Source organism: Bacillus seohaeanensis (genome assembly GCF_042684945.1).
Taxonomy (GTDB): Bacteria; Bacillota; Bacilli; order Bacillales; family Bacillaceae_B; genus Rossellomorea; species Rossellomorea seohaeanensis.
Genome location: NZ_JBHUMF010000017.1, coordinates 21,226 through 45,073, shown reverse-complemented (window position 1 = coordinate 45,073; position 23,848 = coordinate 21,226). Strand labels below are relative to the sequence as shown.

The following is a 23,848-nucleotide window of genomic DNA, read 5'->3' as shown; positions in this document are numbered from 1 at the left end:
TTTAATATTAATATGCAAAGGCTCCTTTCGTAGAGAGTGTTATTTTTCGAGTAGAAGTAATGGAGCGTTGACCATTCCTTTCCGCTGCAGGCACTCTGCATTTTCCATGCTGTTAAAAGCAACAATCTTTTAGAAAACAGCCTGCGCAAAAAAGTCTTTAAAAAGTCCCTTCTAGCACTGTGCTGAAGGGACTTTTTGAAAATAATATTTCCTAAAAAATAATCGATGAACTAGTCATTCATCTGAGCAAGAAAACCACCAAGTAAATCATCTAAATCTTCCTCATGGTTTTCCTCTTGCTCATTAGAATCAAGTTCTGGCTTAGCCGCTGTACTCCAGTCAAAATTATCAAGATCATCATCAGAATAATTAGTAGAATTAGTATTTGTAACTTCAACCTTTTTGTTTAAAACAGTTTCTTGCTCCTTTTCTGTTTCCAGACTTGAAGCAATCTCTTCATTGAAGTCAATATAATCTTTCATTTCTATTTCACCATGATTCATAGATGATATTAGCGACGCAGTACGAACAGGGTCTGAAAGAAGTTGATACACAATACTGCCTAATAATGCTTGCGATTGTTCGTGCTTAAGCCAATCTCTTTGGGACTTATTCAACCCCTTTGGCAAAGGGACAGTAATCGTCTCCTTCTGCTTTGAATAGGATTGATTTACACCCTCTATTACATATTCCGCCATTTTACTAGAGAAGTTTCTTCGTTCTGTTTCTTTTAGTTGCTGTAAATGCTTCACTATGTGATCAGGTGTATCGGAGGGAACGCGAAACGTAATTGGTTGCCCCCGTTTCATTTCGCTACTCATTTCGTTCACCTATTTATTTTTTACAAATTTATGTTCTTCTTTTTTCGCTTCTTTTTTATTGTTTCTTTTACTATAGTCCATAATCAACTTGTAGTAAGCATTGGCCATCATCCAGATACTTTCTTTTTCATCTTCAAAAAAGTCGATATTATAACCATCTAAGTTGTTGTTCAATGTTTTTAAATAGTCTTTTAAAATAATAGAACCGCCACCGATGAAGAAGCCGATTTCTGTTTGAGAGTTTTTCTGCCATGTGTTACGAAGATGACGATATTGCTTTTTAGCAAGCTCTAGTAGAATACGATCCACGATGTCATGGACACTTGTCCTACTTCCTTTTACCATAATATGATTTCGATCGTGTTTCTTCGTGATAATATCTACAACATCTCTACGGCTATCAAGCTCAACCCCATGTCGAGAACGAATCTCTTCTCTAATAGCTTCTAGTGATTCCGAAACTCCTAAATTAAACCCTTGCGCTTTGTCATCATCAACTTTACGATTTTTGATAACAGCCACATCTGTTGAAAGACCGCCAATATCCTGGATAAGTATTCTTTTATCAATTAAATCCTTATTCGTAATATTTAAATTCTTATCCATAACAAGATTGATAAATGCCGCAAATCCCTCTGGATATACCTTTACTTCATCAAATTTAATATTGACTTTAATTCCTTGGTATTTAGGCGTAACTAAAAATTCTACTTGATGCACAGAGCTCAATAGACTAGAGCGATAGCCTACATCCTTACCATCTTTTACTTCTCTAAGAGGTAGACCTGTCCCTAATGTATAATTAGTATCAATCACATTGTTATTTCTTTTAAAAACTTGTTTGTTTTCATCACGCACAGCATCTAATGCAATTGCAGCAAAAAGCATCACTAATGTTTGATCTTCTTCCGATTTGCTGCTACCTGGGTCTAATTCTGTTGAATTATTACTTTTAGTCGCCAGATGACCAACACGATAAATAGCGTTGTTATCTTTGAGAGTAGGGGAGTGTACTTTAATATGTATGCCTTCTAAAGGGTCTTGGCTGTCTAAATCTTCAATTCCAATAATAGGACGATCTTTTACATCCCTAGCAATTACATTAGGTATAGTAAATTCAGTATCCATTTCACCAAATATTGCTTTAAGAGAATCATTTCCTACATCAATAGCTGCAATTCGACTGTTGATTGTCAAACTAACCATCCCTTTCAATTATGTTTTGAGGTAAAAACTATTTCTTTCATTTAGGCTCTTTTCTCATAGATTGTTGTCTTCCCTTATACATTTAGCCCGTTGATTTCCGCTACGGGCACAAGACTCCTCGGGGAGGAATGAGAGCCTCCTAGAAAAGCGGAAGCGGCTTACCCAACTCGTGAAGAAAATAGGAAAATTCCCTAAAGACGTCCTTTGCCTTTTGGGAATTTTATCTTTTTTACAGCGAGCTAGCCGTTGGAGCTAGACATACAGTTCGCCTGCAGGGTCTCTCCCTTCCCTCTCTTCCCGCAGGAGTCAAGTGCCCGCAGCGAGAAGCAACTCAGTTTGTAGTTGAGAAGCAAAAGACTTTACTAAAACAATCTTAATTTAAGCTTATATAGGAAAGGGAGTGTTCGTCAATACAAATTACAAAAAATAATAAATATTTAAAAAATTAAACCTAAATGTAATCTTGTGTACAAACTTGTAAACATATTGATACTCGTTGATGTGTACGGATTTGTATACTTGTACACTTATTTGTAAACATTTGTATACAAAAATGTAATCATGTAAACAAATTTGTATACACTGGTTATCTTTCATAAAGAAAAGGGTAGCTCTCCTTCCCTATAGAGACCCTAAAAATTCTTTCTCTATAATTTTATCCGCACTCATTAGCATCAACCAACTAATCGCTTTCTACCAATATCATTCCTCTTAAAAAGAGAAAATTAGTCTCTAAGAAACTTGGACAACTCTCTTTAAAAATCCCTAAAAATACAAGCACATTTTTCACCAGAATACATCCCCTTATATTTCTCCAACAGTATGGACTAAGAAAAGAGGAACAAGAAAATTAGAATGATAGACAAGAATACCCTATCACTGAAAACAATACTTCTGAACAAATTATAATAGAGGAATCTCGACACTCAAGGATTATAAAAAATGGCTGTTTTCTAAAATATCATTGCTGTTTAACAACAGTCGAGAACACAGAGTGAAAGATAGTGATTCAACGGCCACAAATAACAAACTTCACGAAAGCATTTTGAAAAATAAACCATTTTGAGCGAGAAAGATTTCAAGAAGAAGATCACGTGGGTACTGATTTGGAAAAAATTTAGACATAAAGTTTAAATATAACCTTGCACACAGACTAGTGAACATGTTGGTGTGACAGAATGTGTACGCTTTTGTTTACTTGTATACTTATTTGTACACAATTGTGTACATTTCTGTAAACACGTGTACGTTTTTGTATACATGTTTACGCTTTTGTGTACATCGACAGTATCTCTTAACAAAACCAAAAATTTCTCTCTCCTTCCAAAAAAACTTTTTTCTTCCTACTATGTAGGAATTCTTCTAGTACAGCGAGAAGTTATACTACAAGAAAAAATGGAGGTACTTTTATGACAACATTACTTCAAAAAATACCTGTCTTATATACAAAACATTATATTTTAAGAGGAATTTCGACTAAAGACGCACCGAACTTATTCCCCTTTCTTAGTGATGCCGATACAATGAAATACCTTACTCCTCACCCTGTTCAGACTTTGGAAGAAATGGCAGATAAAATAAAGCTCCATTTAGAAGGTTTTTATGAAAAGAAAGAGATTCCTTGGGTAATCATAGATAAAGAAAAGGAAGAGATTATTGGCTTTTTCCGCTTACACAAGCTTCATTTATGGCATAAAAAAGCGGAAATGGGGGCTGTTATTCGAGCTGATTACCAACATAAGGGTGTCATGACGGAGTTACTCCCAATAATTCTTGAATATAGCTTTGAGACCTTAGAATTGAACAGAATTGTCGGGGATTTATTTGCAAAAAATGTCGGATCACAAAAATTGATGGAGAAATTCGGTTTCCATCAAGATGGAGTGTTAAGACAAACAGACTTTGATGGTACTCGGTATCATGATACTGTTGTGTATTCGATGCTGAGAGCGGAGTACCTCGAATTAAAAAAGTAGTAGATAACTGCTCAATAGGGTACAGTTACTCGCTAGCACCTTCCAAAATACTAACATCAATTTTATAAATGTTGTCACTTGAAAAAGCTCACAACTACCTGTGAGCTTCTCTTAATACATTTATTTTATTCACTACTCTTTATCCAATGGTAATTTATCATCCGATGTCCAGTCCACCATCGAACCATCATAAACCGCAACGTCCTTACGCCCCAACTTGGCCAGTGCAAGGGCATTCCAAGTTGCCGCTATTCCGCCTCCGCAATAGGTAACAACCTTTTTAGTTGAATCAAGTGCACCTGTCTTTTCAAAAATCTCCTTTAATTCTTCCTCTTCCCGCAGTTCTTTTGTTTCTTGATCAACAATATCAGCAAAAAATACATTTTTACTTCCTGGGATATGACCGTTTCGTGCAAATACATTGGTCTCTCCTTTAAATTCTGCCGGTGATAGGCTATGAATTAAAACGTTATTGTCGTCACCAAGCATGCCTTTTACATCGTCTCGAGACGCCAACAATTCAGGTCTACGTTCCCCACTGAAATTTCCTCGAGGATAAATTCCCGGTTCGCTCGTTACCGGTCTTCCTTCTTCTTTCCATTTCAATAATCCTCCATCAAGAACAGCAACATTATCAAACCCTTCTAGACGAAGCTGCCACCATAAACGAGACGCCCAGTAAGAGGCAATAATTGTCGAATTCAATAAAATACCCTGATCGTAAATAACAACATAAGTACCATCACCAACCCCAAGCTCGCTTATTTTACTAGCAAACCTTTCATGTGTAGGCACTGTACAGCTCAATTGTGCATCTGGATCGGATAATTCATCAACTAGATTGGCAAAGACAGCCCCAGGTATATGTTCTTTTTCATACGTTTCCTTTCCAGCCCATATTTCATGTCCTTTTAAGTATGTTGTCGCATCAAGTAACCGTAAATTTGGGTCATCCAAATGTTGAGATAGCCATTCTGTATCTACTACTAATGGTAGAGATTCCATACCAATTCCTCCTTTTTTCATTCCTACTCCTAGATATACCCTATTTCCGATTAGATTACTAGTATTTAGATTCGTTTTATTTTTATGGCTCTTTTCTAATGATTGCTTTTAACAACAGTTGCAAACATAGAGTGGAGCGGAAGGTGCTTGACTCCTGCGGGATACAGAGGAAAGCAAGTGCCTGCAGCGGAAAGGAACAGCCCTTTTCCCACAAACAACAAACTTTACGAAACAACCTATTAAAAATATATCAATAGGTATAAAAAAACCCTACATGATAAACTAAGAGAGTATACATAATACGGTAAGGGAGATGAAAGAAAGTGAAAGATGAAATTATTAAACGATTTACTTCTTACGTAAAAGTTGATACACAATCAAATGAGAGCAGTGACACATGCCCCTCCACACCTGGACAGCTGACACTTGCTAATATGCTCGTAGAGGAGCTCAAACAAATTGGTATGGAAGAAGTATCAATAGACGAGAATGGCTATGTAATGGCGACTTTGCCTTCTAATACGGACAAAGAAGTGCCGACGATTGGATTTTTAGCTCACGTCGATACGGCAACCGATTTTACTGGGGCAAATGTCAACCCTCAGCTCGTTGAAAACTATGATGGGACAGATATCGTCCTTAATAAAGAAAAGCAGGTAGTCCTTTCTCCTAATGACTTCCCAGAGCTAACGAGCTATAAAGGGCATACTCTAGTCACAACAGATGGAACTACCTTGCTTGGAGCGGACAATAAAGCTGGTATCGCAGAGATTATGACCGCAATGGCTTATCTGATTAATCATCCGGAAATTAAGCATGGAAAAGTTAGAGTAGCCTTCACACCTGATGAAGAAATCGGTAGAGGACCACATCGATTTGATGTTGATGCATTCAATGCCAAATTCGCCTACACCATTGATGGTGGACCACTCGGTGAACTAGAATACGAGAGCTTTAATGCAGCTGCAGCGAAGATTGTTTGCAAAGGAAAGAATGTTCACCCTGGAACGGCAAAAGGGAAAATGATTAACTCTGCAAAAATTGCCATGGAAATTAATAACCGATTGCCTGTTGAAGAAGCACCTGAACACACAGAGGGCTATGAAGGCTTTTATCATCTCACTTCTATCAATGGGGATGTCGAAGAAACAACGCTTCACTACATAATTCGTGACTTTGACAAGGAAAAATTTGCTACTAGAAAAGAAATGCTTAAAAAGATTGTCACAGATTTACAAGGAACATATGGAGAAGAGAGGGTTCTTCTAGAAATAAAAGATCAATATTACAACATGGGGGAAAAAATAAAACCCGTAATAGAGATCGTCAACATTGCCCAACAAGCAATGGAAAACCTTGAAATTCCAGTAGATATTAAACCAATTCGCGGTGGTACAGACGGTTCCCAGCTTTCCTACATGGGACTGCCTACACCAAATATTTTTACAGGCGGAGAGAACTTCCATGGAAGATTTGAATACATTTCTGTCGATAATATGGAAAAAGCCGTTAATGTCATTGTCGAAGTGGCTCGGTTATTTGAAGAAAGAACTTAAGTTGATAAGGTATTGGGGACTCTTCTCCGATACCTTTTTTTATCGTTAATTTTACCCTCTACAGCTTTTTATTTTTCATCTTATATTAAACTCAAGCTACGCCAAACCCCCCCACATAGCTTCCATCAAAACAGCCTGTCTCCCCCTGGCAAAGGGATACTCCAAAAGGAATGAGTACATAAAAACAGGGAAACATATGAACCATGGAAGGAGGAATCATTTTGGATCAAGCTTGGCTTTCCCTTATACCATTTTTAATTGTTATCGGTATGTCTATTTGGTTGAAAAAAATATTACCAGGGCTCGTTTTAGGAATTTTAGCTGGCTCTTTTATTGTAGAAATGGAATTATTGGCCGGTACACAACAAGCTGTCCAGTATATTGTTACTACCCTTTCTGATGAGACAAATATTAAAATTATTGGATTCCTCTATTTGTTTGGTGGTCTTATTGGAATGATGACGATATCTGGTGGTATTAAAGGGTTTTCTGAATGGATTGGCACGAAAATAAGCTCACAACGTGGTTTACTAGGACTTATTTGGCTAACCCTTCCTTTTACGTTTATGATGCCGATGTTTCGGATTATGATGATTGGGCCTGTTGTTAAATCGTTAATGGGGAAATTGAAAATATCGAAGGAGAAAGTCGGATTTACGATGGATGTCTCGACAGCATCGACTATTGTGCTTTTACCTGTGGCAACAGCATTTGTTGGATTTATGGTATCGCTCGTTACAGCAGGTGTTCAGGAACACGATTTAGATTTAGCTCCCTATTCGGTATTTCTACAAAGTATTCCATTTAACTTCTTTGCTATTACCATGCTTATTCTTGGACTGATTCGAACATTCTGGACATCAAAGAAAAAAGAAGTAGAACCAACCGAAAAAGAAGGAAACGACAAACAGGACGGACATCCTTATCATCGAATGGGAATAAAAAAAGAACTAAGTGGGGTGAAAGCACAACCATGGAACCTAATCATCCCTCTATTTTTACTACTAGGGCTATCCTTATTCCTATTATGGCAAGATGGGCGAGACAAAGGGGCAGAAACCGTATTTGATGCATTTTCGAAGGCTGACGCAACCTTTGTCATGCTACTAGCCGTTTTTATCACGCTCATTCTTACATTTATTTTCTATATTGTCCGCCGGCAAGCTCTTGATGAAACACTATTCCACTTCTTTGACGGTGGAAACCAGCTCATGCAGGCAATCATCCTACTTGTATTAGTTTGGGCACTTTCCTTAACAGCAGAGGACCTTGGTTTTTCAGAATTTATTAGCTCAACCTTAGGAGATTTTCTTCCCGCCTTTTCCGTCCCTGCTATCATCTTTCTGCTTGGTTCTGTTGTTGGGTACTTTATCGGATCTTCATGGGGAGTATGGGGGCTATTTATGCCTCTAGGGATGACATTAGCAACTGCTACGGATGCATCAATTGCGATGACAGTTGGAGCCGTGTTTGCAAGTGGATCCTTCGGCGCCATGACATCTCCTTTAGGTGACACGACCATTACAACAGCGTCTATCCTAGAAATGCCTCTTGTCGACTATGCTCGATATAAATTAAAGATCTCCGCGATTGGTGCAGGGATTTCGGTGGTTTTGTATATTTTGTTTGGGTTGTTTTTTGTGTAGGGAGAGAGTTTCTAACCTCTCTTCTCTCCTTATTTATATCCATTCGATAGGCTTAAAAATAATCAAACATCGCGGAAAAAGAATATGCACATATAAACGAATACAGCTATTAAAGTTAGAGATGTGAATCATTGTTTTGCTGGAATTTCATCGTAAACCTAAACACATATTGGGTATAGAAAGAAAGTGATGGAGCGATTAGAGATTATTTAAAAAGACCCGCCCCTAAAGACAAGTCTTACCAACCCATATCCCTAATTCAAACAACACTTCTTATACTTTTTCCCACTCCCACAAGGACAAGGATCATTACGTCCTACCTTATCTGTATTTTGATATGGAGCAGGTGTAGAAAGGGCATTGTTTTGATTAGAATTATTCATATCTTCTTGAAATTGTCTTTCCCTTTTTTCTGCTACTCTCTTCCATTTTGGCAGTTTAGGATGCTTTACTCCCATTACAGTGAAATACCCGTAAGCGACCGGTTCCGGTTCAACTAGATAAACTTCAGGTTCGCTTTCCATGTAATCCTCTATTTCTGGTAGACAATCCAGTGACAGTTGATGGCATAATGCTTCAAATATAATATCTTGATCTTCCTCTGTTACTTGATGATAGGCTGATTGTAATACGTCTATGGAAAGGGGGAGTTTTATGTTGCCTACAACAGACGTGGCAAAAATGACCGAGTCGCTTTGATTTAGGTAAGGCTCAACAGCTCTGACTACTTCTTCCGATTGAAATGAAATCAATGCGTCCGCTACCTCTTCTAGTAAGACATCTTCCTCTCTCGTTAATAAACTAGCCAGTATTGGAGTATGTGTTTCTAACTTGAGTAGTCTAATCGCATAAACAGCTAAAATCCCATCAAATGAAAACCAGTTTTCGTTTAAATTTTCACTTAATATAAGCGCAATTTCTTTTTCATTTATCCAGCCCTTTTGAACGAGTGTCTTTACTACCTTCTTCCCTTTTATGAATAACTCATGGTCATATTCCGGTGCTTGTTCCAATTTATTTATAATTTCCCCATACTTATTCCACACTTCTTCTTCCGTTCCATTAAGGAGAAGCTCATAAAAGTCCCATGTCTCTTTTGTATGATAAGGAGTTAATTCATTCTTATAGTTCATTGCTAATTGTGGTTCGATATTTTCAAGGAATTTTGTATATAAATGCTTCTTGGATCTCTCTGCCTTTTCTAAACCATCGAGTAGTACCTTTAAAGCTTCTTCACTTAGTTGATGCTTATCTGCAAAAACTAAGATGGACGATTCTTTTTCTTTTTTATTTACTGCCTCTTTTAAAAGTCGCGTTACCCATTCTTCTGGAACATCTGGATAGTCCTCTAGTGCATGAACTACAAATTCTTGTACTAAAAGGTCATCTGATGTTAAATATGGTTCTATTTTTTGTAGAAAATTCAATTATACGCACCTCTTCTTATTCTTCTTGTCTTAACTATATGTGTTAGAAAGCATGTAATCAAGGAACACAGGTGGAAACAGCAATTTTTTCAGAATAGCTATCGATCTATCACTTACCGACTGAATTTTCTGTTATATTAATAATAAAAAGTCCCCCAAATAGGAGGTCCATTATGTCTCGTCTTACTGACCACTTAATTGTCATTTCATTTGATTGTTTATCTTCCTTAGACTTCCCCATGCTGGAAGAACTTCCTCATTTTCAAGAGATTTTACAAAAAGGATCGTATTGTAAAAACGTCGAGACCATTTATCCATCCGTTACATATCCTTGTCACGCCACTATTGTCACCGGTAACTACCCGAAAAAACATGGTGTTATCAATAATACACTTCTCCAACCTGGGAAAAACTCACCTGATTGGTATTGGCACCGTCATCATATCAAAGGGACGACGCTTTATGACGAAGCAAAGAAAGCAGGCATGACAACAGCAGCTTTTCTATGGCCGGTAACAGCGAAAGCCGATATTGATTACAATATGCCAGAGATCTTTGCGAACCGCCCTTGGCATCATCAAATAGCGGTTTCGCTTCGTAATGGCAGTCCGCTCCATCAATTAGAAATGAACCGTCGCTTTGGTCATATAAGAAAAGGGCTTAGCCAGCCAGAACTCGATGATTTTGTTTTAGAATCGACCGTGCAAACAATTAAAATGAAAAAGCCAAACCTCTTACTCGTGCATTTTACCGATCTCGATACGCAACGCCATTATAATGGGTTTTCTTCTAAAGAAGCCTTATCAGCTATTCGCCGTCATGATACGCGTCTTGGAAGAATTATCAACGCTCTTAAAGAAAGTGGTATTTATGAGCATTCCACTATTGTCGCATTGGGTGATCATAGTGCACTTGATGAATCGAAAGCAGTAAAACCGAATGTGTTACTGCGGGAGAATGGACTTATCACCGTGAATAACCAAGGAAAAGTACTAGACTGGAAGGTTTATTGCAAAAGCTGTGATGGGTCCGCATATATTTATGTCAAAGATAAATTGAATTCCTCCATACTAAAGACAACGAGAGAACTGCTTGATCGTCTAGTTTCCGATAGCAACAATGGGATTGAAAAGGTACTGACGGGCGAAGAAGCGGGAATGAAAGGAGCAGATGATCAAGCCGCTTTTATGATAGAAGCAGCCCAAGGGTACTATTTTAAAGAGGGCTTAGAAGGAGATTATATTGATACGATAACTCCTGAAGATGTCAAAGAAAAACGCTATACTCTAGCATCTCACGGCTATTCACCTGAAAAAGAAAACTATACAACTATTCTGATGATGGCTGGAAAAGGTATCCGTTCTAACGCTATTCTCCCCTCTATGCACCTAGTCGATGAAGGACCAACATTTGCTCATTTGCTTGGGATTAGTCTTGGGAATACAGACGGTCAAATTATAAAGGAATTATTAACTGTGTAAAATTTATGTAAAATTTTGTATATAATCCGTCTTTTAACCTATTACACTTGTAAACTAAAGGTATAGTTACCTAGAGGGGGCTAATCAATGAAGCGCTTCACAAAAGAAGAAAATAGCTGGATGCTTTATGATTGGGGTAATTCCGCTTACTCGATTATTATTACGACAGCTGTCTTTCCCATTTTTTATAAAGCTGCCGCCACCAACGCAGGAGTCAGTGCCTCTAATTCTACCGCGTACCTAGGCTACACGATTGCGATTGCAACGTTTATTTTAGCGATGCTCGGGCCCATTTTAGGGACAATTGCTGATTACCAAGGGTTGAAGAAAAAGTTTTTCACCTTCTTTTTTGCTTTAGGTGTTGCCTTTACTGCACTTCTAGCGTTTATCCCAAGTGACCAATGGTTGCTTTTATTAATCTTTTATACGGTTGCTGCAGTAGGTTCTGCCGGTGCCAATGTATTTTACGACGCCTTCCTTGTTGATGTCACAACAGAGAAAAAAATGAACCGAGTTTCTGCACGTGGATTTGGTTTAGGGTATATCGGAAGTACGATTCCATTTATCATCAGCATTGCCATCATCGTTTTAGCTCAAAATGATATTATTCCCGTCTCAACCACATTAGCTAGCAAAATTGCCTTTGTTATCACAGCATTATGGTGGGGGTTATTTGCAATTCCACTGTTTAAAAACGTCCATCAGCATTACTATATTGAACGTGAGCCGAAGATTATTCAAACCAGTTTCAAACGGCTTGGAAAAACAGTTAAAAATATTAAACAGTACCGAGCAGTGTTTTTATTTCTGTTAGCTTATTTCTTCTATATTGATGGGGTAGGAACCGTTATATCAATGTCTACTGCGTATGGAACAGATTTAGGAATCTCTTCGACCAATTTACTTATTATTCTGTTTGTGACGCAGGTTGTTGCTGCACCGTTTGCGATTCTGTATGGAAGACTTTCCGAAAAGTTCACTGGGAAAAAGATGTTATATGTCGGCATTATCATTTATATTATTGTCTGTATCTATGCGTTTTTCTTAGAAACAACATTGGATTTCTGGATACTTGCGATGCTTGTTGCCACCTCTCAAGGCGGGATTCAGGCATTAAGTAGATCGTATTTTGGAAAGCTCGTGCCAAAAGAAAATGCTAATGAATTTTTCGGGTTTTATAACATTTTTGGTAAGTTTGCTTCTATTATGGGACCACTGTTAGTCGGTGTGACCGCACAGCTTACTGGAAATTCTAATTTTGGTGTGTTCAGCCTAGTTGTTCTGTTCATTATTGGAATGATTATCCTTACTCGTGTACCCGAGTCAACAGACGCGAGAAAGTCTTCTGAAAAAGTTATATAGATTTAACAGCTTGGTGTAAAGTCACCAAGCTGTTTAGAATGCAAAGAAGTAATTCATAAGTGGCTAGATAAATATAGGTACTTAACGTTATATCCCTGACTTTGGGGATTTTTTATTTTTCATACAAAATATTTTCCAAACTATTTGAGAAGCATAAAAGTGTACAACGACAACCCAAATTTACTATGCTTATTGTAGTTTAATTAGAGGAGGAGCAACAATGAACGAAAAATATAAAGATTTATTCCAGTCCTATACACTTCCAAACGGGATTGAACTGGAAAACCGAGTAATTATGGCACCAATGACCAATTTCTCTTCCAATCCTGATGGAACCGTAACAGACGAAGAAGTAAATTATTATGCACGCCGTTCAGGTGGAGTAGGAATGGTTATTACTGCATGTGCCTATGTAACTCCAGATGGAAAGGGATTTCAAGGGGAATTCGGTAGTGACAGTGATGACATGATTCCAAGTTTGAAACAGTTAGCTACTGGCATTAAAAACCAGGGAGCAAAGGCTGTTCTGCAAATTTTTCATGGCGGAAGAATGTGCCCTCCCGAGTTAGTACCAAATGGGGAGATTGTCAGTGCTAGTAACGTACCGGCAGAAAACAGCAACACAACTCCAAGAGCGTTATCAGAGTCAGAAGTTGAACATATTATTGAGGCCTTCGGTGATTCTACAAGACGTGCAATTGAAGCTGGCTTTGATGGAGTAGAAATACACGGGGCAAACGGCTATTTACTCCAACAATTTTTCTCTCCTCATTCCAATCGTCGTGATGACCGCTTTGGAGGAGACCTAAAAAAACGCATGACTTTTCCACTGGCCGTTATTGAAAAAGTGAAAAGTGTTGTCGAACAATATGCAACAAATCCATTTATCGTTGGTTATCGTTTTTCTCCTGAAGAACCGGAAACACCAGGAATTACTATGGGGGATACACTAGAATTCGTTGATACTCTATCAGAGCAAGGCTTAGACTATCTCCACGTTTCTCTAATGGACTTCTGGTCTAAAGCAAGACGCGATGCAGACACAACGAAAACAAGAATAGAGCTACTTCAACGTACAATTGATAACCGTGTACCATTAATCGGGGTCGGTTCCATTTACTCTGCAGATGACGCACTAAAAGCAATTCAAACAGGTGTCCCATTATTGGCACTTGGACGAGAATTAATTATTGATCCCGATTGGGTTCAAAAAATAAAAGAAGGCAGAGAAATGGAAATTAACACAACATTAGACACAACGAAGCAAGAACAACTTGTTGTACCAAGTCCTTTGTGGCAGGCAATTGTTCACTCTCCTGGATGGTTCCCAGGTGTAAACTAATAGAAAAAATACCCTCTAAGGCTATTAGAGCCTTAGAGGGTATTTTTATGTTCTAATTTCTCGAAATACTTTTACAGATCCATCTGCATTTAAAAGTAAATACGCATTACTATTATCACTATGTTCGAGAATATAATTTTAACTATTCTAAACAAAAGGTATATTAAGATAATTTATTTTTTACATTTTTTAAAATATTCCAAATTATATTTTATATAATACGAAGAAAAAAACCTTTTTGACAATATCAATCTTTTAAAATATTATATTAATATACTAAGGAGGTTACATTTATCATGTCAGGTTCAAATAAACAGAAAATTGTGGAAAGTGTTCCCCAAAAAGGATTTTTTGGGCATCCTAAGGGATTATTCACTCTTTTCTTCACAGAGTTCTGGGAGCGTTTCTCCTACTATGGAATGAGAGCAATACTTGTTTACTATATGTACTATGAAGTATCAAAAGGCGGATTAGGTCTTGATGAGCCTACAGCCCTTGCTATTATGTCTATCTACGGATCACTAGTATATATGTCTGGGATTATTGGCGGATGGCTCGCTGACAGGATCTTCGGAACTTCCAAAGCCATATTTTACGGTGGCATATTGATTATGCTTGGTCACATTGCTTTAGCAATACCTGGAAACCTTAGTTTGTTTTTCGTTTCCATGATCTTGATTGTACTCGGTACGGGTTTACTGAAACCTAATGTTTCTAGCGTTGTCGGTGATATATATAGCGTGGAAGACAATCGTCGTGATGCAGGATTCAGTATTTTCTATATGGGAATTAACCTTGGAGCGTTCTTATCTCCATTAATTGTCGGAGAAGTTGGAATGAAACACAATTTCCACTTAGGGTTTAGTATCGCTGCTGTTGGTATGTTTGTCGGATTATTAGTCTTTTTATTTACAAGGAAAAAAAATCTTGGGCTTGCTGGGAAATCCCCTGCAAATCCATTAGCACAAAGTGAAAAGAAAAAGGTTTTCTCCATTATTGGAGTGGGTGTAGTAATTTTAGCTATCTTAATTGCTATTGCAATTCCAACGGGACTTCTAACATTTGATAGCTTTATCGCTCTTGTTGGAATTCTTGGAATTGGACTTCCAATTATCTACTTTACCGTAATGTACCGCAGTCCTAAAACAACAGCAGATGAACGTTCACGAGTTATCGCTTATATTCCATTATTTATTGCTGCTGTTATGTTCTGGGCGATCCAAGAGCAAGGTTCCACCATTCTTGCTAGTTATGCAGATAAACGTACTCAATTAGAAGTTCTAGGATTTGAAATATCTCCTGCTTGGTTCCAATCGTTAAACCCATTATTTATTATCCTGTTGGCGCCTGTATTTGCCTGGATGTGGGTAAAACTTGGAAACCGTCAACCATCCATTCCTAAGAAATTCTCTTTAGGATTATTATTTGCCGGGTTATCTTTCCTTGTCATTCTTTTACCAGCATATTTCGGCGGTGAGGAATCATTGGTTAATCCATTATGGCTTGTTCTAAGTTATTTCATTGTTGTACTTGGGGAACTATGCTTGTCACCAGTAGGTTTATCGGCTACTACTAAATTAGCTCCTGCTGCTTTCTCTGCACAAACGATGAGTTTATGGTTCTTAGCAAGTGCTGCTGCTCAAGCAATTAATGCACAAATTGTTAAGTTCTATTCACCTGAGACAGAAATGGCTTACTTTGGTGTAATCGGTGGAGTATCCATCGTTCTAAGTATTATCCTCTTCCTGTTATCACCAAAAATTCAAAAGTCCATGAAGGGCGTACGCTAAGCTTTTAACATTTACCTATTAATCCTGTGGGATAATGTGATTCGACTATCACATTATCCCACAGGATTTTTTTATTGACATTCCTTTAATCGAGTGTATAATTGTCAAAGTTAATAGTTCGCATACGAAATATTCACTAATAAAACAAAAGGGGGGAGGCACAATAAATGGACGGCTATAGCAAAATAAGTAAGATTATGCATTCCTTTCGCGAAGTCAATCGTGAATTTTATCATTTATTGAATGAGCCCGACCAACTTGGTATAACGATTATGCAATTATTAGTGTTACGCTCCCTAAAGGAAGAACCAAATATCGGTTTAGGCGAATTAGCAGAACGACTTCAAGTGGGAAACAGTACGATGAGTGGTATTGTGGAACGTCTGGTAAAGGCTGGATACCTTGTTCGCAAGCGTTCAGAAAATGATAGAAGAACGTTGCTACTCCGACTTACAGACAAAGGCGAAGAAAAACAAAAAGAAACTCATAACATATTTATGAAGCAAATGTCGAAAATAGTAGATATACCAGATAAAGAAATAGAACAACTACTACAACTTCACCAATTAATTATTGGAAAACTATAACCAAAAGGAGAGGGATTAAAAAATGACCGATGAAACAAATGTGTCGAAGGCCCCTATAAAAAGAGGCGCGATTCTTACGGTTATGCTTTTAGGCTCATTTGTTGCGATTTTAAATCAAACACTAATGAATGTAGCCTTACCGGAGATGATGATAGACTTAGATATTTCCGCTAATACAGCACAATGGCTAACAACAGGATATATGCTTGTAAACGGAGTATTAATTCCAGTGACTGCCTTTTTAATTGAACGATTTACAACGAGACAGCTATTTTTAACATCTATGGGGCTATTTGCAGCTGGTACTTTAATATGTGCCATTTCCCCGACTTTTGAATTCCTTCTCATGGGGAGAGTCGTCCAAGCGGCAGGTGCCGGAATAATTATGCCATTGCTTATGATTGTTATTCTAACCATTTTCCCAATAGAAAAACGTGGGAAAGCAATGGGCTTTATCGGCTTAGCAATGACTTTTGCACCAGCCATTGGCCCTACACTATCAGGTTGGATTATCCAGAACTATTCATGGCGAGTATTATTTTATGTCGTTTTACCAATTGCTATTATTGATTTCTTTGTCGCCGTGCTACTTTTGAAAAATGTTACACAACTATCCTATCCTAAAATTGATATCCCTGGAATTATCCTTTCAACATTAGGATTCGGTGGCTTATTATATGGGTTTAGTAGTGCTGGAAACGCAGGTTGGACTAGTGTAGAAGTAATTACTTCTATTATCATTGGTATTATTGCACTTGCAATATTTATTCGCAGACAAATGACTGTTAAAAATCCAATGCTAGAATTTAGAGTGTTTAAATATAATATGTTTACACTTACAACGATTATTAATGTGATCATCACGATGGCAATGTTTGCTGGAATGATTCTCGTACCAATTTATTTACAAAATATCCGTGGGTTTACCCCACTGGAATCTGGATTACTATTATTACCTGGCGCAATTTTAATGGGAATTATGTCTCCAATTACAGGTTGGATATTTGATAAAATAGGGGCAAGATGGCTCGCAGTTATCGGTTTAGCTATTACAACCATTACAACATGGGAATTTAGTATGCTTACAGACTCCACAACGTACACAACGTTAATTATAGTGTATACCGCTCGAATGTTCGGAATGTCGATGTTAATGATGCCAATTATGACGGCAGGACTAAACCAACTTCCACAACGGTTAAATGCACACGGAACTGCAATGTCCAACACATTTAGACAGGTTTCCGGCGCACTCGGTACGGCATTCCTTGTAACCGTTATGTCTAATCAGACAGAAGAACACGCAAAAGAAATGGCCACTGCTGCTGGTGTTACACCTGATGCTAAACAAGAAATGGCACACATTATTAAAGAAGCAACTATCAAAGGTATCAATGACGCCTTTGTTGTAGCAACTGGTCTTTCTATACTAGCATTGTTACTCGCATTCTTTATTAAGCGAGTGAAACCGGCAGAAGAAGATGGCCACAGGGAAGCAGCTACAGAAAAGAAAGCACAAAAAGTAGCTATAAACGAAGGATAATTTCCTCGGAAAACATCAAAGGGAATTGGACGTGTCCAATTCCCTTTTTCTTTGCTATTTTAAACGGAACTTCTTCCATTTCCCCACAATTAAAATTAATTTTGAAATGTATCTAACCGAGAGAAGAAATCCTTTAGAAACTGATAAAATAATTGCTCTGTAGGAAGCAAACTGCGTTCACTTGGGATAATAATTCCAACTGTACGTCTAACACTAGGCTCACTAATTGGTATCTTTACTGTTGATCTTGGTAGGCTATCAACTAGTGTGATTTCTGGAATAAGCGTCACGCCAAGGCCTGCTGATACTAATCCCTTAATGGCGTCAATATCCTCTCCTTCAAAAGATACATTAGGTTTAAAACCAATTTGTTGACAAGCATTAAAGATAATATCACGTAATATATAACCTTCAGGAAACAGAACAAATGAATCCTCCCGTAATTGACTGAGCATTAGAGAGGATTTACTCGCAAGGGGGTGGCCAACTGGCAGTAAAGCCACGATATTATCCGTAAATAAGATATCTCCTATTACCTTTTTTTCCTGTTGTGGCACTGGTCCAAGCAGCGCCATATCTATTTCTCCTTTCACCACTCCATCAATTAAATTATGGTAGGAACCCTGCTTTAGTTGAAATTTCACTTGCGGGTAAAGTTCGCGAAAAGCAGAAATGGCAGTAGGCAATGTATAAGAAGCCAAACTACTTGGAAACCCAATTCGGATCGTGCCTTTCCCTGGGTCTACACACTCTTCGATTTCTCGCGTTGCATTTTCAATCACCTTCATTGCTTGTTGCATATGTTTCAAAAACATACTACCAATTGGCGTCAATTTGACATTCCGCCCATCTCTAACAAATAAATCGACACCTAACTCGGATTCTAGATTAAAAACTTGCCGACTAACAGCAGATTGAGCTACACGCAACGCCAGTGCTGCCTCGGTCACATGCTCCCGCTTAGCAACTTCAATAAAATACTGAATTTGTCTTAACTCCATTGTACACAACCCTTTTCCTATCCATCTCATTTTGGCATTAATCTTATCTATTTACAGCATTGCTTAGATTATTCAAAAGTTGTAAAATAATTCATAATAATGATTCATTAACTAACAACTCCATTTTACCATGCATATATACTTTTTTATAAAGGAGAGAATTATAAATATTATGGCAACTACTTTAGAAGGTAATAAAAAACTGCAAACATTAACTGCACAGACTTATGTAAATGAAGTATATCAAGCTGTCGAGAAACGCAATCCCCACGAAAGTGAATTTCTTCAGGCGGTTAAAGAAATCTTTGATTCCCTCGTACCTATAATTGCTAAACATCCCAAATATGCTGAACACAATATACTCGAAAGAATCGTTGAACCAGAACGACTCATTACCTTCCGAGTCCCATGGGTAGATGACCAAGGAAAGGTGCAAGTAAATCGTGGATTCCGTGTACAGTATAACAGCGCTATCGGTCCTTATAAAGGTGGCTTACGCTTCCATCCTTCCGTGAATACAAGTATCATAAAATTTTTAGGATTCGAGCAAATTTTTAAGAACTCTTTAACTGGCCAGCCAATCGGGGGCGGAAAAGGCGGATCGGACTTCGATCCAAAGGGAAAATCTGATGGAGAAATTATGCGTTTTACCCAAAGCTTCATGACCGAACTATGTAAACATATTGGGCCAGATGTGGACGTTCCAGCTGGTGACATTGGTGTCGGCGCAAGAGAAATCGGCTATATGTTTGGTCAGTATAAAAAAATTCGCGGTGGCTATGAAGCTGGCGTTTTAACAGGCAAAGGTCTTGGGTACGGTGGAAGTTTAGCTCGTACCGAAGCGACAGGTTATGGCACCGTTTATTTTATGCAGGAAATGCTAAAAGATAATGGACTTAGCTTTGAAGGAAGTACTGTTGTTGTATCCGGGTCGGGAAATGTTTCTATCTATGCTATCGAAAAAGCCCAGCAATTAGGTGCAAAAGTTGTGGCCTGCAGTGATTCTAGCGGTTATATTTATGACAAAAATGGCATTAATCTTAACACCATAAAACAACTAAAAGAAGTAGAAAGCAAAAGAATCAGCGAATACGTTAATGCACACCCAGAAGCACACTATTATGAAGGCTGCTCCGGAATTTGGTCCATTCCGTGTGACATTGCTTTGCCTTGTGCTACACAAAATGAAATTGATAAAACATCAGCAAGAATGCTCGTTTCAAATGGAGTTAAAGCTGTCGGTGAAGGGGCAAACATGCCGTCTACACTTAAAGCAATCGATGAATTCCTTCACAATAATGTTCTTTTCGGTCCTGCAAAAGCAGCTAATGCTGGTGGCGTTGCAGTTTCTGCGTTAGAAATGGCTCAAAACAGCATGAGACTGTCTTGGACGTTTGAAGAAGTAGACCACAAATTACAAGACATTATGAAAAGCATTTACAAAAACAGTGTAAACGCTGCGGAAGAGTATGGTTATCCAGGTAACTTGGTAGTCGGTGCCAATATTGCTGGATTCACTAAGGTCGCTGATACCATGATTGCACAGGGAGTAATTTAATATAATCCATAATAAAAAACGTCTAAAGTATCATGATACTTTAGACGTTTTTTATGCTCTTTATATCGCTTTTAGAGCATCCGTAATGGAAGTTCCCCCTGAAATAAGGTCAAAAGAACGGTTAAACGTATGCTCCTCATTTAAGGCAGTTATTATCGTACGCGCTACATCCTCACGTGGAATTGAACCACTAGTTAAATTCTCAGCAACAGAAACATTTCCTGTACCTGGCTCATTTAAAAGGCCACCTGGACGAATGATTGTGTAGGTTAGGTTACTAGCTTCAAGCATTCTATCTGCGTAATGCTTCGCAACATAGTAAGGCCTCAATTGATCATTCCAATTCTCCCTCTTATGTGCTTGAAGTGCACTAACCATAATAAATCGCTTTATTCCTAATCTTTCAGCAGCCTCTATCGTTTTAACCGCTCCATCAAGGTCCACCAATAATGTCTTATCAGATCCGGTGTTTCCACCTGACCCAGCAGAAAAGATAACTGCTTCACAACCTTTTCCTGCTTCGGCAATTGCCTCTACGCTATCTTCTAAACTAGCCACAACCGTTTCTACCCCTATTTTGTTAAGAGCCTCCGCTTGCTCCTCCTTCCGTACCATTGCTCTCACTGCATGCTCTTTACTGTCTTTAAGTAAATTAACAAGGTGTTGTCCGATTTGGCCATTCGCCCCTACTAAAAGAACTTTCACAAAGCATATCTCCTTCCTTATTGGAATTCCCAATTAATCCCTTTCATTATTTCAAACATGTCACCTACTTAGCAAGTAATGTGGGTTGGAGCATCTCTTTTATTAATAATTTATCTCTTTCTTATCTCTCACTAGACCTTCATTAAATTCCAATATAAACCATTTAAACCAACTAATTTACTAGGCACATTAACCTCTATTTATTCCAATTACCAAATCACAATTAGGTATATTTCCCTCATTTCCTCTTTAGATGATTTAAAATATTTACAATATTCAAATTAAACTATACTATCATAATGAGCTAATTGATATTTTAAGAGGGGGAATAGATTTGGCAAAGAAAAACCGCGCACTTAAAGTTTTTTCTAGCATTACCGCAAGTAGTATCATAGCTTCAAGTCTTTTTGTCGGGGCAGTCGGCGGTGATACATTAGCACCAAAAGTTGCTTCTGCATCTACGAAAGAAGCTGTACCTTTTGACGCAGGTATCGCAAACGATGAAAAGTTAATTGAGATGCTGAAGCGAGAAGGAAAACTAGCAAAAGATGCTAGTCTAGCAGAATCAGAGAAAGCTTTGGATAAATATTTACAAGGCAAAGGGAAGACTTCAAAGACAAAAGATAAGTTACCAAAATCCATCGGGGAAGTAACCAAAGAAAAGAAATCTAAAGACAATAGTCTTACAAATGGGAAAGGGAACAAACTAGGACAAGCAAAGAAAAATAAAGTAGATTCCGTCGAAGAAGAGAATTATGACGGAGAAGTACGCGAAGACAAAGTCCTTGTTCTTGCGATTGACTTCCCTGACTACGAAAAAAGCTCTATTACTAAAGAAGAAACGGACATGTGGTATGAAAATTATACACATGAACACTTCCAAAATATGATTTTCGGTGAAGATGGATATGAGGGTCCGAATGGCGAAAACCTTGTTTCTATGAAGCAATACTATGAACAACAATCTGGTGGAAGTTATACTGTTGACGGTACGGTAGCAGGCTGGTATACAGCAGATCATGAGGCTGCTTATTATGGTGGAAACTATCCAACACCAGATGGAAGTGATGCAAAGCCACGTGAACTAGTATATGAAGCACTTGCAAAAGCGGGAGCAGATCCAAATGTTGATTTAAGTGAGTATGACGTTTGGGACCGCGATGATTATGATGGTGATGGTGTTTATGATGAGCCAGACGGCATTATCGATCATTTAATGGTTATTCATGCTGGTGTTGGGGAAGAAGCAGGTGGTGGTTCTCTTGGTGGAGATGCAATTTGGTCACATCGTTGGGACCTTGGAGGATTAATTGCCGTTCCTGGTGGCAACTCTAACAGTGACCGTTTTGACGGTCAATTAGCTGCATTTGACTATACTATTGAACCAGAGGATGGGGCTGCTGGTGTTTTTGCCCATGAATATGGTCATGACTTAGGTCTTCCCGATGAATACGATACACAATATACTGGTGCAGGGGAAGCTGTTGCTTATTGGTCCTTAATGGCAAGTGGAAGCTGGGCTGGAGATATTCCTGGAACAGAACCACCTGGAATGAGTGCTTATGCAAAAGAAAAATTACAAGCTTGGCATGGTGGTAATTGGCTAAGTGGTACAACCCTACATGCTGATGATATCACTAGTCAGGGTACGAATATCCTTCTTGATGAAGGTGTAACAAAAGGTACAAACAATGATGCTGTTCGTGTTGACTTACCGAATAAACTAAATGTATTAAATACTCCTGCAGATGGATCATTCGAATACTATGGCGGTAAAGGCGATGAAGCTGACCATAAAATGGTCGCAACTGTCGACTTAACAGGTGCTGCTTCTAACGCAACCCTTGATTTCGATGCTTGGTATAATATCGAACAAGACTGGGATTATGCAATGGTCCAAGTATCAACAGATGGTGGTGAAACTTGGGAGTCATTATCAAGTGATAGAACTAGCACTACCCTAGATCCTGGTGGCTACCCTGCAATTAAAGAGAACCTACCTGGTTATACTGGCTCAAGTAATGGATGGGTTCATGAAACAATTGATTTAAGTGATTATGTCGGACAAGAGATTCAACTTCAATTCCGCTCTATGACAGACTGGGCTACTAATTTAGATGGGTTCTTTGCTGACAATGTTAAGGTGACAGCTGATGGAAATGAAGTATTCTCTGATGGCGCTGAAGGTGAACCTCAATTTACACTAAATGGCTTTGAGAAACATGATGGAAAATATGAAACAAATCACTACTATCTATTAGAATGGAGATCTCATAACGGTGTGGACGAAGGTTTAAAACACATCCGCCGTGGTAATAGCTTAATGAGCTACGATGAAGGCTTAGTTGTTTGGTATGTAGATGAATCCTATGATAACAACTGGACAGGTGTTCACCCTGGTGATGGGTTCTTAGGGGTAGTCGACGCTGATCAACGCGGCCTATCTTGGAGCGATAAAACAATCGGTGATACTCGTTACCAGTTGCATGACGCAGCATTTAGCTTAAACAAGTCGAAAAAAATGTTCCTAGACTATACTGCTCTAACAGGAGTCACAATGAAAGATAACTTTACAAAACGCACACCACTATTCGATGATAGCGCTGACTGGAGTAATCCTAGCATTGTCGACGCTGGTCGTAATGTTCCAGAATACGGCTTGAAGTTCCGTGTCGCTGGTCAAAGTAAAGATGGTACTGTTGGTAAAGTACTAATCTTTAAATAATCCTATATTTAACCCTACCTTCAAGTTTGCTGAAGGTAGGGTTTTTTACAATTTTTCCTTATCCATCCACTTTCAACTTTCCACCAACCATATAATACGGATTTAATCCCATATCTA

At 38.3% G+C, this 23,848-nt stretch carries 17 protein-coding genes; 11 read left to right on the top strand and 6 right to left on the bottom strand.

Features of this window, described 5'->3' with window-relative positions:
• Window positions 1-230: 230 nt before the first annotated feature.
• The gene (locus tag ACFSUL_RS08180; protein WP_377934395.1) at window positions 231-821 is read right to left on the bottom strand and encodes a hypothetical protein; all 591 of its coding nucleotides are present in this window, start codon (window positions 819-821) and stop codon (window positions 231-233) included.
• A gap of 9 nt (window positions 822-830) precedes the next feature.
• Window positions 831-2,012, bottom strand: a complete 1,182-nt coding sequence (locus ACFSUL_RS08175; RefSeq protein ID WP_449237060.1) for an Alp7A family actin-like protein — start codon at window positions 2,010-2,012, stop codon at window positions 831-833.
• Between the two features lie 1,424 nt (window positions 2,013-3,436).
• On the opposite strand from ACFSUL_RS08175, the gene ACFSUL_RS08170 reads away from it, so the two are divergent.
• Window positions 3,437-4,003 carry a GNAT family N-acetyltransferase gene (locus ACFSUL_RS08170; RefSeq protein WP_071410428.1) on the top strand — a complete coding sequence of 189 codons (567 nt, stop codon included), beginning with the start codon at window positions 3,437-3,439 and terminating at the stop codon, window positions 4,001-4,003.
• Window positions 4,004-4,135: 132 nt separating this feature from the next.
• Here ACFSUL_RS08170 and ACFSUL_RS08165 read toward each other — a convergent pair whose 3' ends face one another.
• Window positions 4,136-5,008: a sulfurtransferase gene (locus ACFSUL_RS08165; RefSeq protein ID WP_377934391.1), complete on the bottom strand. Its 873-nt coding sequence runs from the start codon at window positions 5,006-5,008 to the stop codon at window positions 4,136-4,138.
• A 323-nt stretch (window positions 5,009-5,331) separates the two neighbouring features.
• On the opposite strand from ACFSUL_RS08165, the gene pepT reads away from it, so the two are divergent.
• A complete protein-coding gene (pepT, locus tag ACFSUL_RS08160; protein ID WP_377934389.1) occupies window positions 5,332-6,564 on the top strand; it encodes a peptidase T in 1,233 nt (410 codons plus the stop codon).
• A gap of 221 nt (window positions 6,565-6,785) precedes the next feature.
• A complete protein-coding gene (locus ACFSUL_RS08155) occupies window positions 6,786-8,210 on the top strand; it encodes a Na+/H+ antiporter NhaC family protein (protein ID WP_377934387.1) in 1,425 nt (474 codons plus the stop codon).
• Between the two features lie 254 nt (window positions 8,211-8,464).
• On the opposite strand, the gene ACFSUL_RS08150 is transcribed toward ACFSUL_RS08155, so the two are convergent.
• The gene (locus tag ACFSUL_RS08150) at window positions 8,465-9,637 is read right to left on the bottom strand and encodes an SEC-C metal-binding domain-containing protein (RefSeq protein WP_377934385.1); all 1,173 of its coding nucleotides are present in this window, start codon (window positions 9,635-9,637) and stop codon (window positions 8,465-8,467) included.
• A 173-nt stretch (window positions 9,638-9,810) separates the two neighbouring features.
• On the opposite strand from ACFSUL_RS08150, the gene ACFSUL_RS08145 reads away from it, so the two are divergent.
• The 6 genes from ACFSUL_RS08145 to ACFSUL_RS08120 all read left to right on the top strand — a co-directional run bounded on the left by ACFSUL_RS08145 (window position 9,811) and on the right by ACFSUL_RS08120 (window position 17,742).
• A complete protein-coding gene (locus ACFSUL_RS08145) occupies window positions 9,811-11,118 on the top strand; it encodes an alkaline phosphatase family protein (protein WP_377934383.1) in 1,308 nt (435 codons plus the stop codon).
• An 87-nt stretch (window positions 11,119-11,205) separates the two neighbouring features.
• Window positions 11,206-12,480 carry an MFS transporter gene (locus tag ACFSUL_RS08140; protein ID WP_377934381.1) on the top strand — a complete coding sequence of 425 codons (1,275 nt, stop codon included), beginning with the start codon at window positions 11,206-11,208 and terminating at the stop codon, window positions 12,478-12,480.
• A gap of 220 nt (window positions 12,481-12,700) precedes the next feature.
• A complete protein-coding gene (locus ACFSUL_RS08135) occupies window positions 12,701-13,822 on the top strand; it encodes an NADH-dependent flavin oxidoreductase (RefSeq protein ID WP_377934379.1) in 1,122 nt (373 codons plus the stop codon).
• Between the two features lie 296 nt (window positions 13,823-14,118).
• Window positions 14,119-15,612 (top strand): peptide MFS transporter, encoded by a 1,494-nt coding sequence (locus ACFSUL_RS08130; protein WP_377934377.1) that lies wholly within the window; start codon window positions 14,119-14,121, stop codon window positions 15,610-15,612.
• Window positions 15,613-15,779: 167 nt separating this feature from the next.
• The gene (locus ACFSUL_RS08125) at window positions 15,780-16,199 is read left to right on the top strand and encodes a MarR family winged helix-turn-helix transcriptional regulator (RefSeq protein ID WP_377934375.1); all 420 of its coding nucleotides are present in this window, start codon (window positions 15,780-15,782) and stop codon (window positions 16,197-16,199) included.
• Between the two features lie 22 nt (window positions 16,200-16,221).
• Window positions 16,222-17,742, top strand: coding sequence for a DHA2 family efflux MFS transporter permease subunit (locus ACFSUL_RS08120; protein ID WP_377934373.1), 1,521 nt, complete (start codon window positions 16,222-16,224; stop codon window positions 17,740-17,742).
• 95 nt (window positions 17,743-17,837) lie between these two features.
• On the opposite strand, the gene ACFSUL_RS08115 is transcribed toward ACFSUL_RS08120, so the two are convergent.
• Window positions 17,838-18,743, bottom strand: coding sequence for a LysR family transcriptional regulator (locus ACFSUL_RS08115; protein ID WP_071410412.1), 906 nt, complete (start codon window positions 18,741-18,743; stop codon window positions 17,838-17,840).
• Between the two features lie 172 nt (window positions 18,744-18,915).
• On the opposite strand from ACFSUL_RS08115, the gene gdhA reads away from it, so the two are divergent.
• A complete protein-coding gene (gene gdhA / locus ACFSUL_RS08110) occupies window positions 18,916-20,301 on the top strand; it encodes an NADP-specific glutamate dehydrogenase (RefSeq protein ID WP_377934370.1) in 1,386 nt (461 codons plus the stop codon).
• A gap of 60 nt (window positions 20,302-20,361) precedes the next feature.
• Here gdhA and ACFSUL_RS08105 read toward each other — a convergent pair whose 3' ends face one another.
• Complete coding sequence (locus tag ACFSUL_RS08105; protein ID WP_377934368.1) at window positions 20,362-21,006, bottom strand: SDR family oxidoreductase; 645 nt, start codon at window positions 21,004-21,006, stop codon at window positions 20,362-20,364.
• A gap of 334 nt (window positions 21,007-21,340) precedes the next feature.
• On the opposite strand from ACFSUL_RS08105, the gene ACFSUL_RS08100 reads away from it, so the two are divergent.
• Window positions 21,341-23,731: an immune inhibitor A domain-containing protein gene (locus tag ACFSUL_RS08100; protein WP_377934366.1), complete on the top strand. Its 2,391-nt coding sequence runs from the start codon at window positions 21,341-21,343 to the stop codon at window positions 23,729-23,731.
• The last annotated feature ends 117 nt before the right edge of the window (window positions 23,732-23,848 follow it).

What these genes read in the sequence shown, in the direction of transcription:
- ACFSUL_RS08180 (WP_377934395.1), bottom strand. Translation starts at nt 821, where the DNA reads ATGAGTAGCGAAATGAAACGGGGGCAACCAATTACGTTTCGCGTTCCC.
- ACFSUL_RS08170 (WP_071410428.1), top strand. Translation starts at nt 3,437, where the DNA reads ATGACAACATTACTTCAAAAAATACCTGTCTTATATACAAAACATTAT.
- ACFSUL_RS08165 (WP_377934391.1), bottom strand. Translation starts at nt 5,008, where the DNA reads ATGGAATCTCTACCATTAGTAGTAGATACAGAATGGCTATCTCAACAT.
- ACFSUL_RS08145 (WP_377934383.1), top strand. Translation starts at nt 9,811, where the DNA reads ATGTCTCGTCTTACTGACCACTTAATTGTCATTTCATTTGATTGTTTA.
- ACFSUL_RS08140 (WP_377934381.1), top strand. Translation starts at nt 11,206, where the DNA reads ATGAAGCGCTTCACAAAAGAAGAAAATAGCTGGATGCTTTATGATTGG.
- ACFSUL_RS08135 (WP_377934379.1), top strand. Translation starts at nt 12,701, where the DNA reads ATGAACGAAAAATATAAAGATTTATTCCAGTCCTATACACTTCCAAAC.
- ACFSUL_RS08130 (WP_377934377.1), top strand. Translation starts at nt 14,119, where the DNA reads ATGTCAGGTTCAAATAAACAGAAAATTGTGGAAAGTGTTCCCCAAAAA.
- ACFSUL_RS08125 (WP_377934375.1), top strand. Translation starts at nt 15,780, where the DNA reads ATGGACGGCTATAGCAAAATAAGTAAGATTATGCATTCCTTTCGCGAA.
- ACFSUL_RS08120 (WP_377934373.1), top strand. Translation starts at nt 16,222, where the DNA reads ATGACCGATGAAACAAATGTGTCGAAGGCCCCTATAAAAAGAGGCGCG.
- ACFSUL_RS08115 (WP_071410412.1), bottom strand. Translation starts at nt 18,743, where the DNA reads ATGGAGTTAAGACAAATTCAGTATTTTATTGAAGTTGCTAAGCGGGAG.
- gdhA (WP_377934370.1), top strand. Translation starts at nt 18,916, where the DNA reads ATGGCAACTACTTTAGAAGGTAATAAAAAACTGCAAACATTAACTGCA.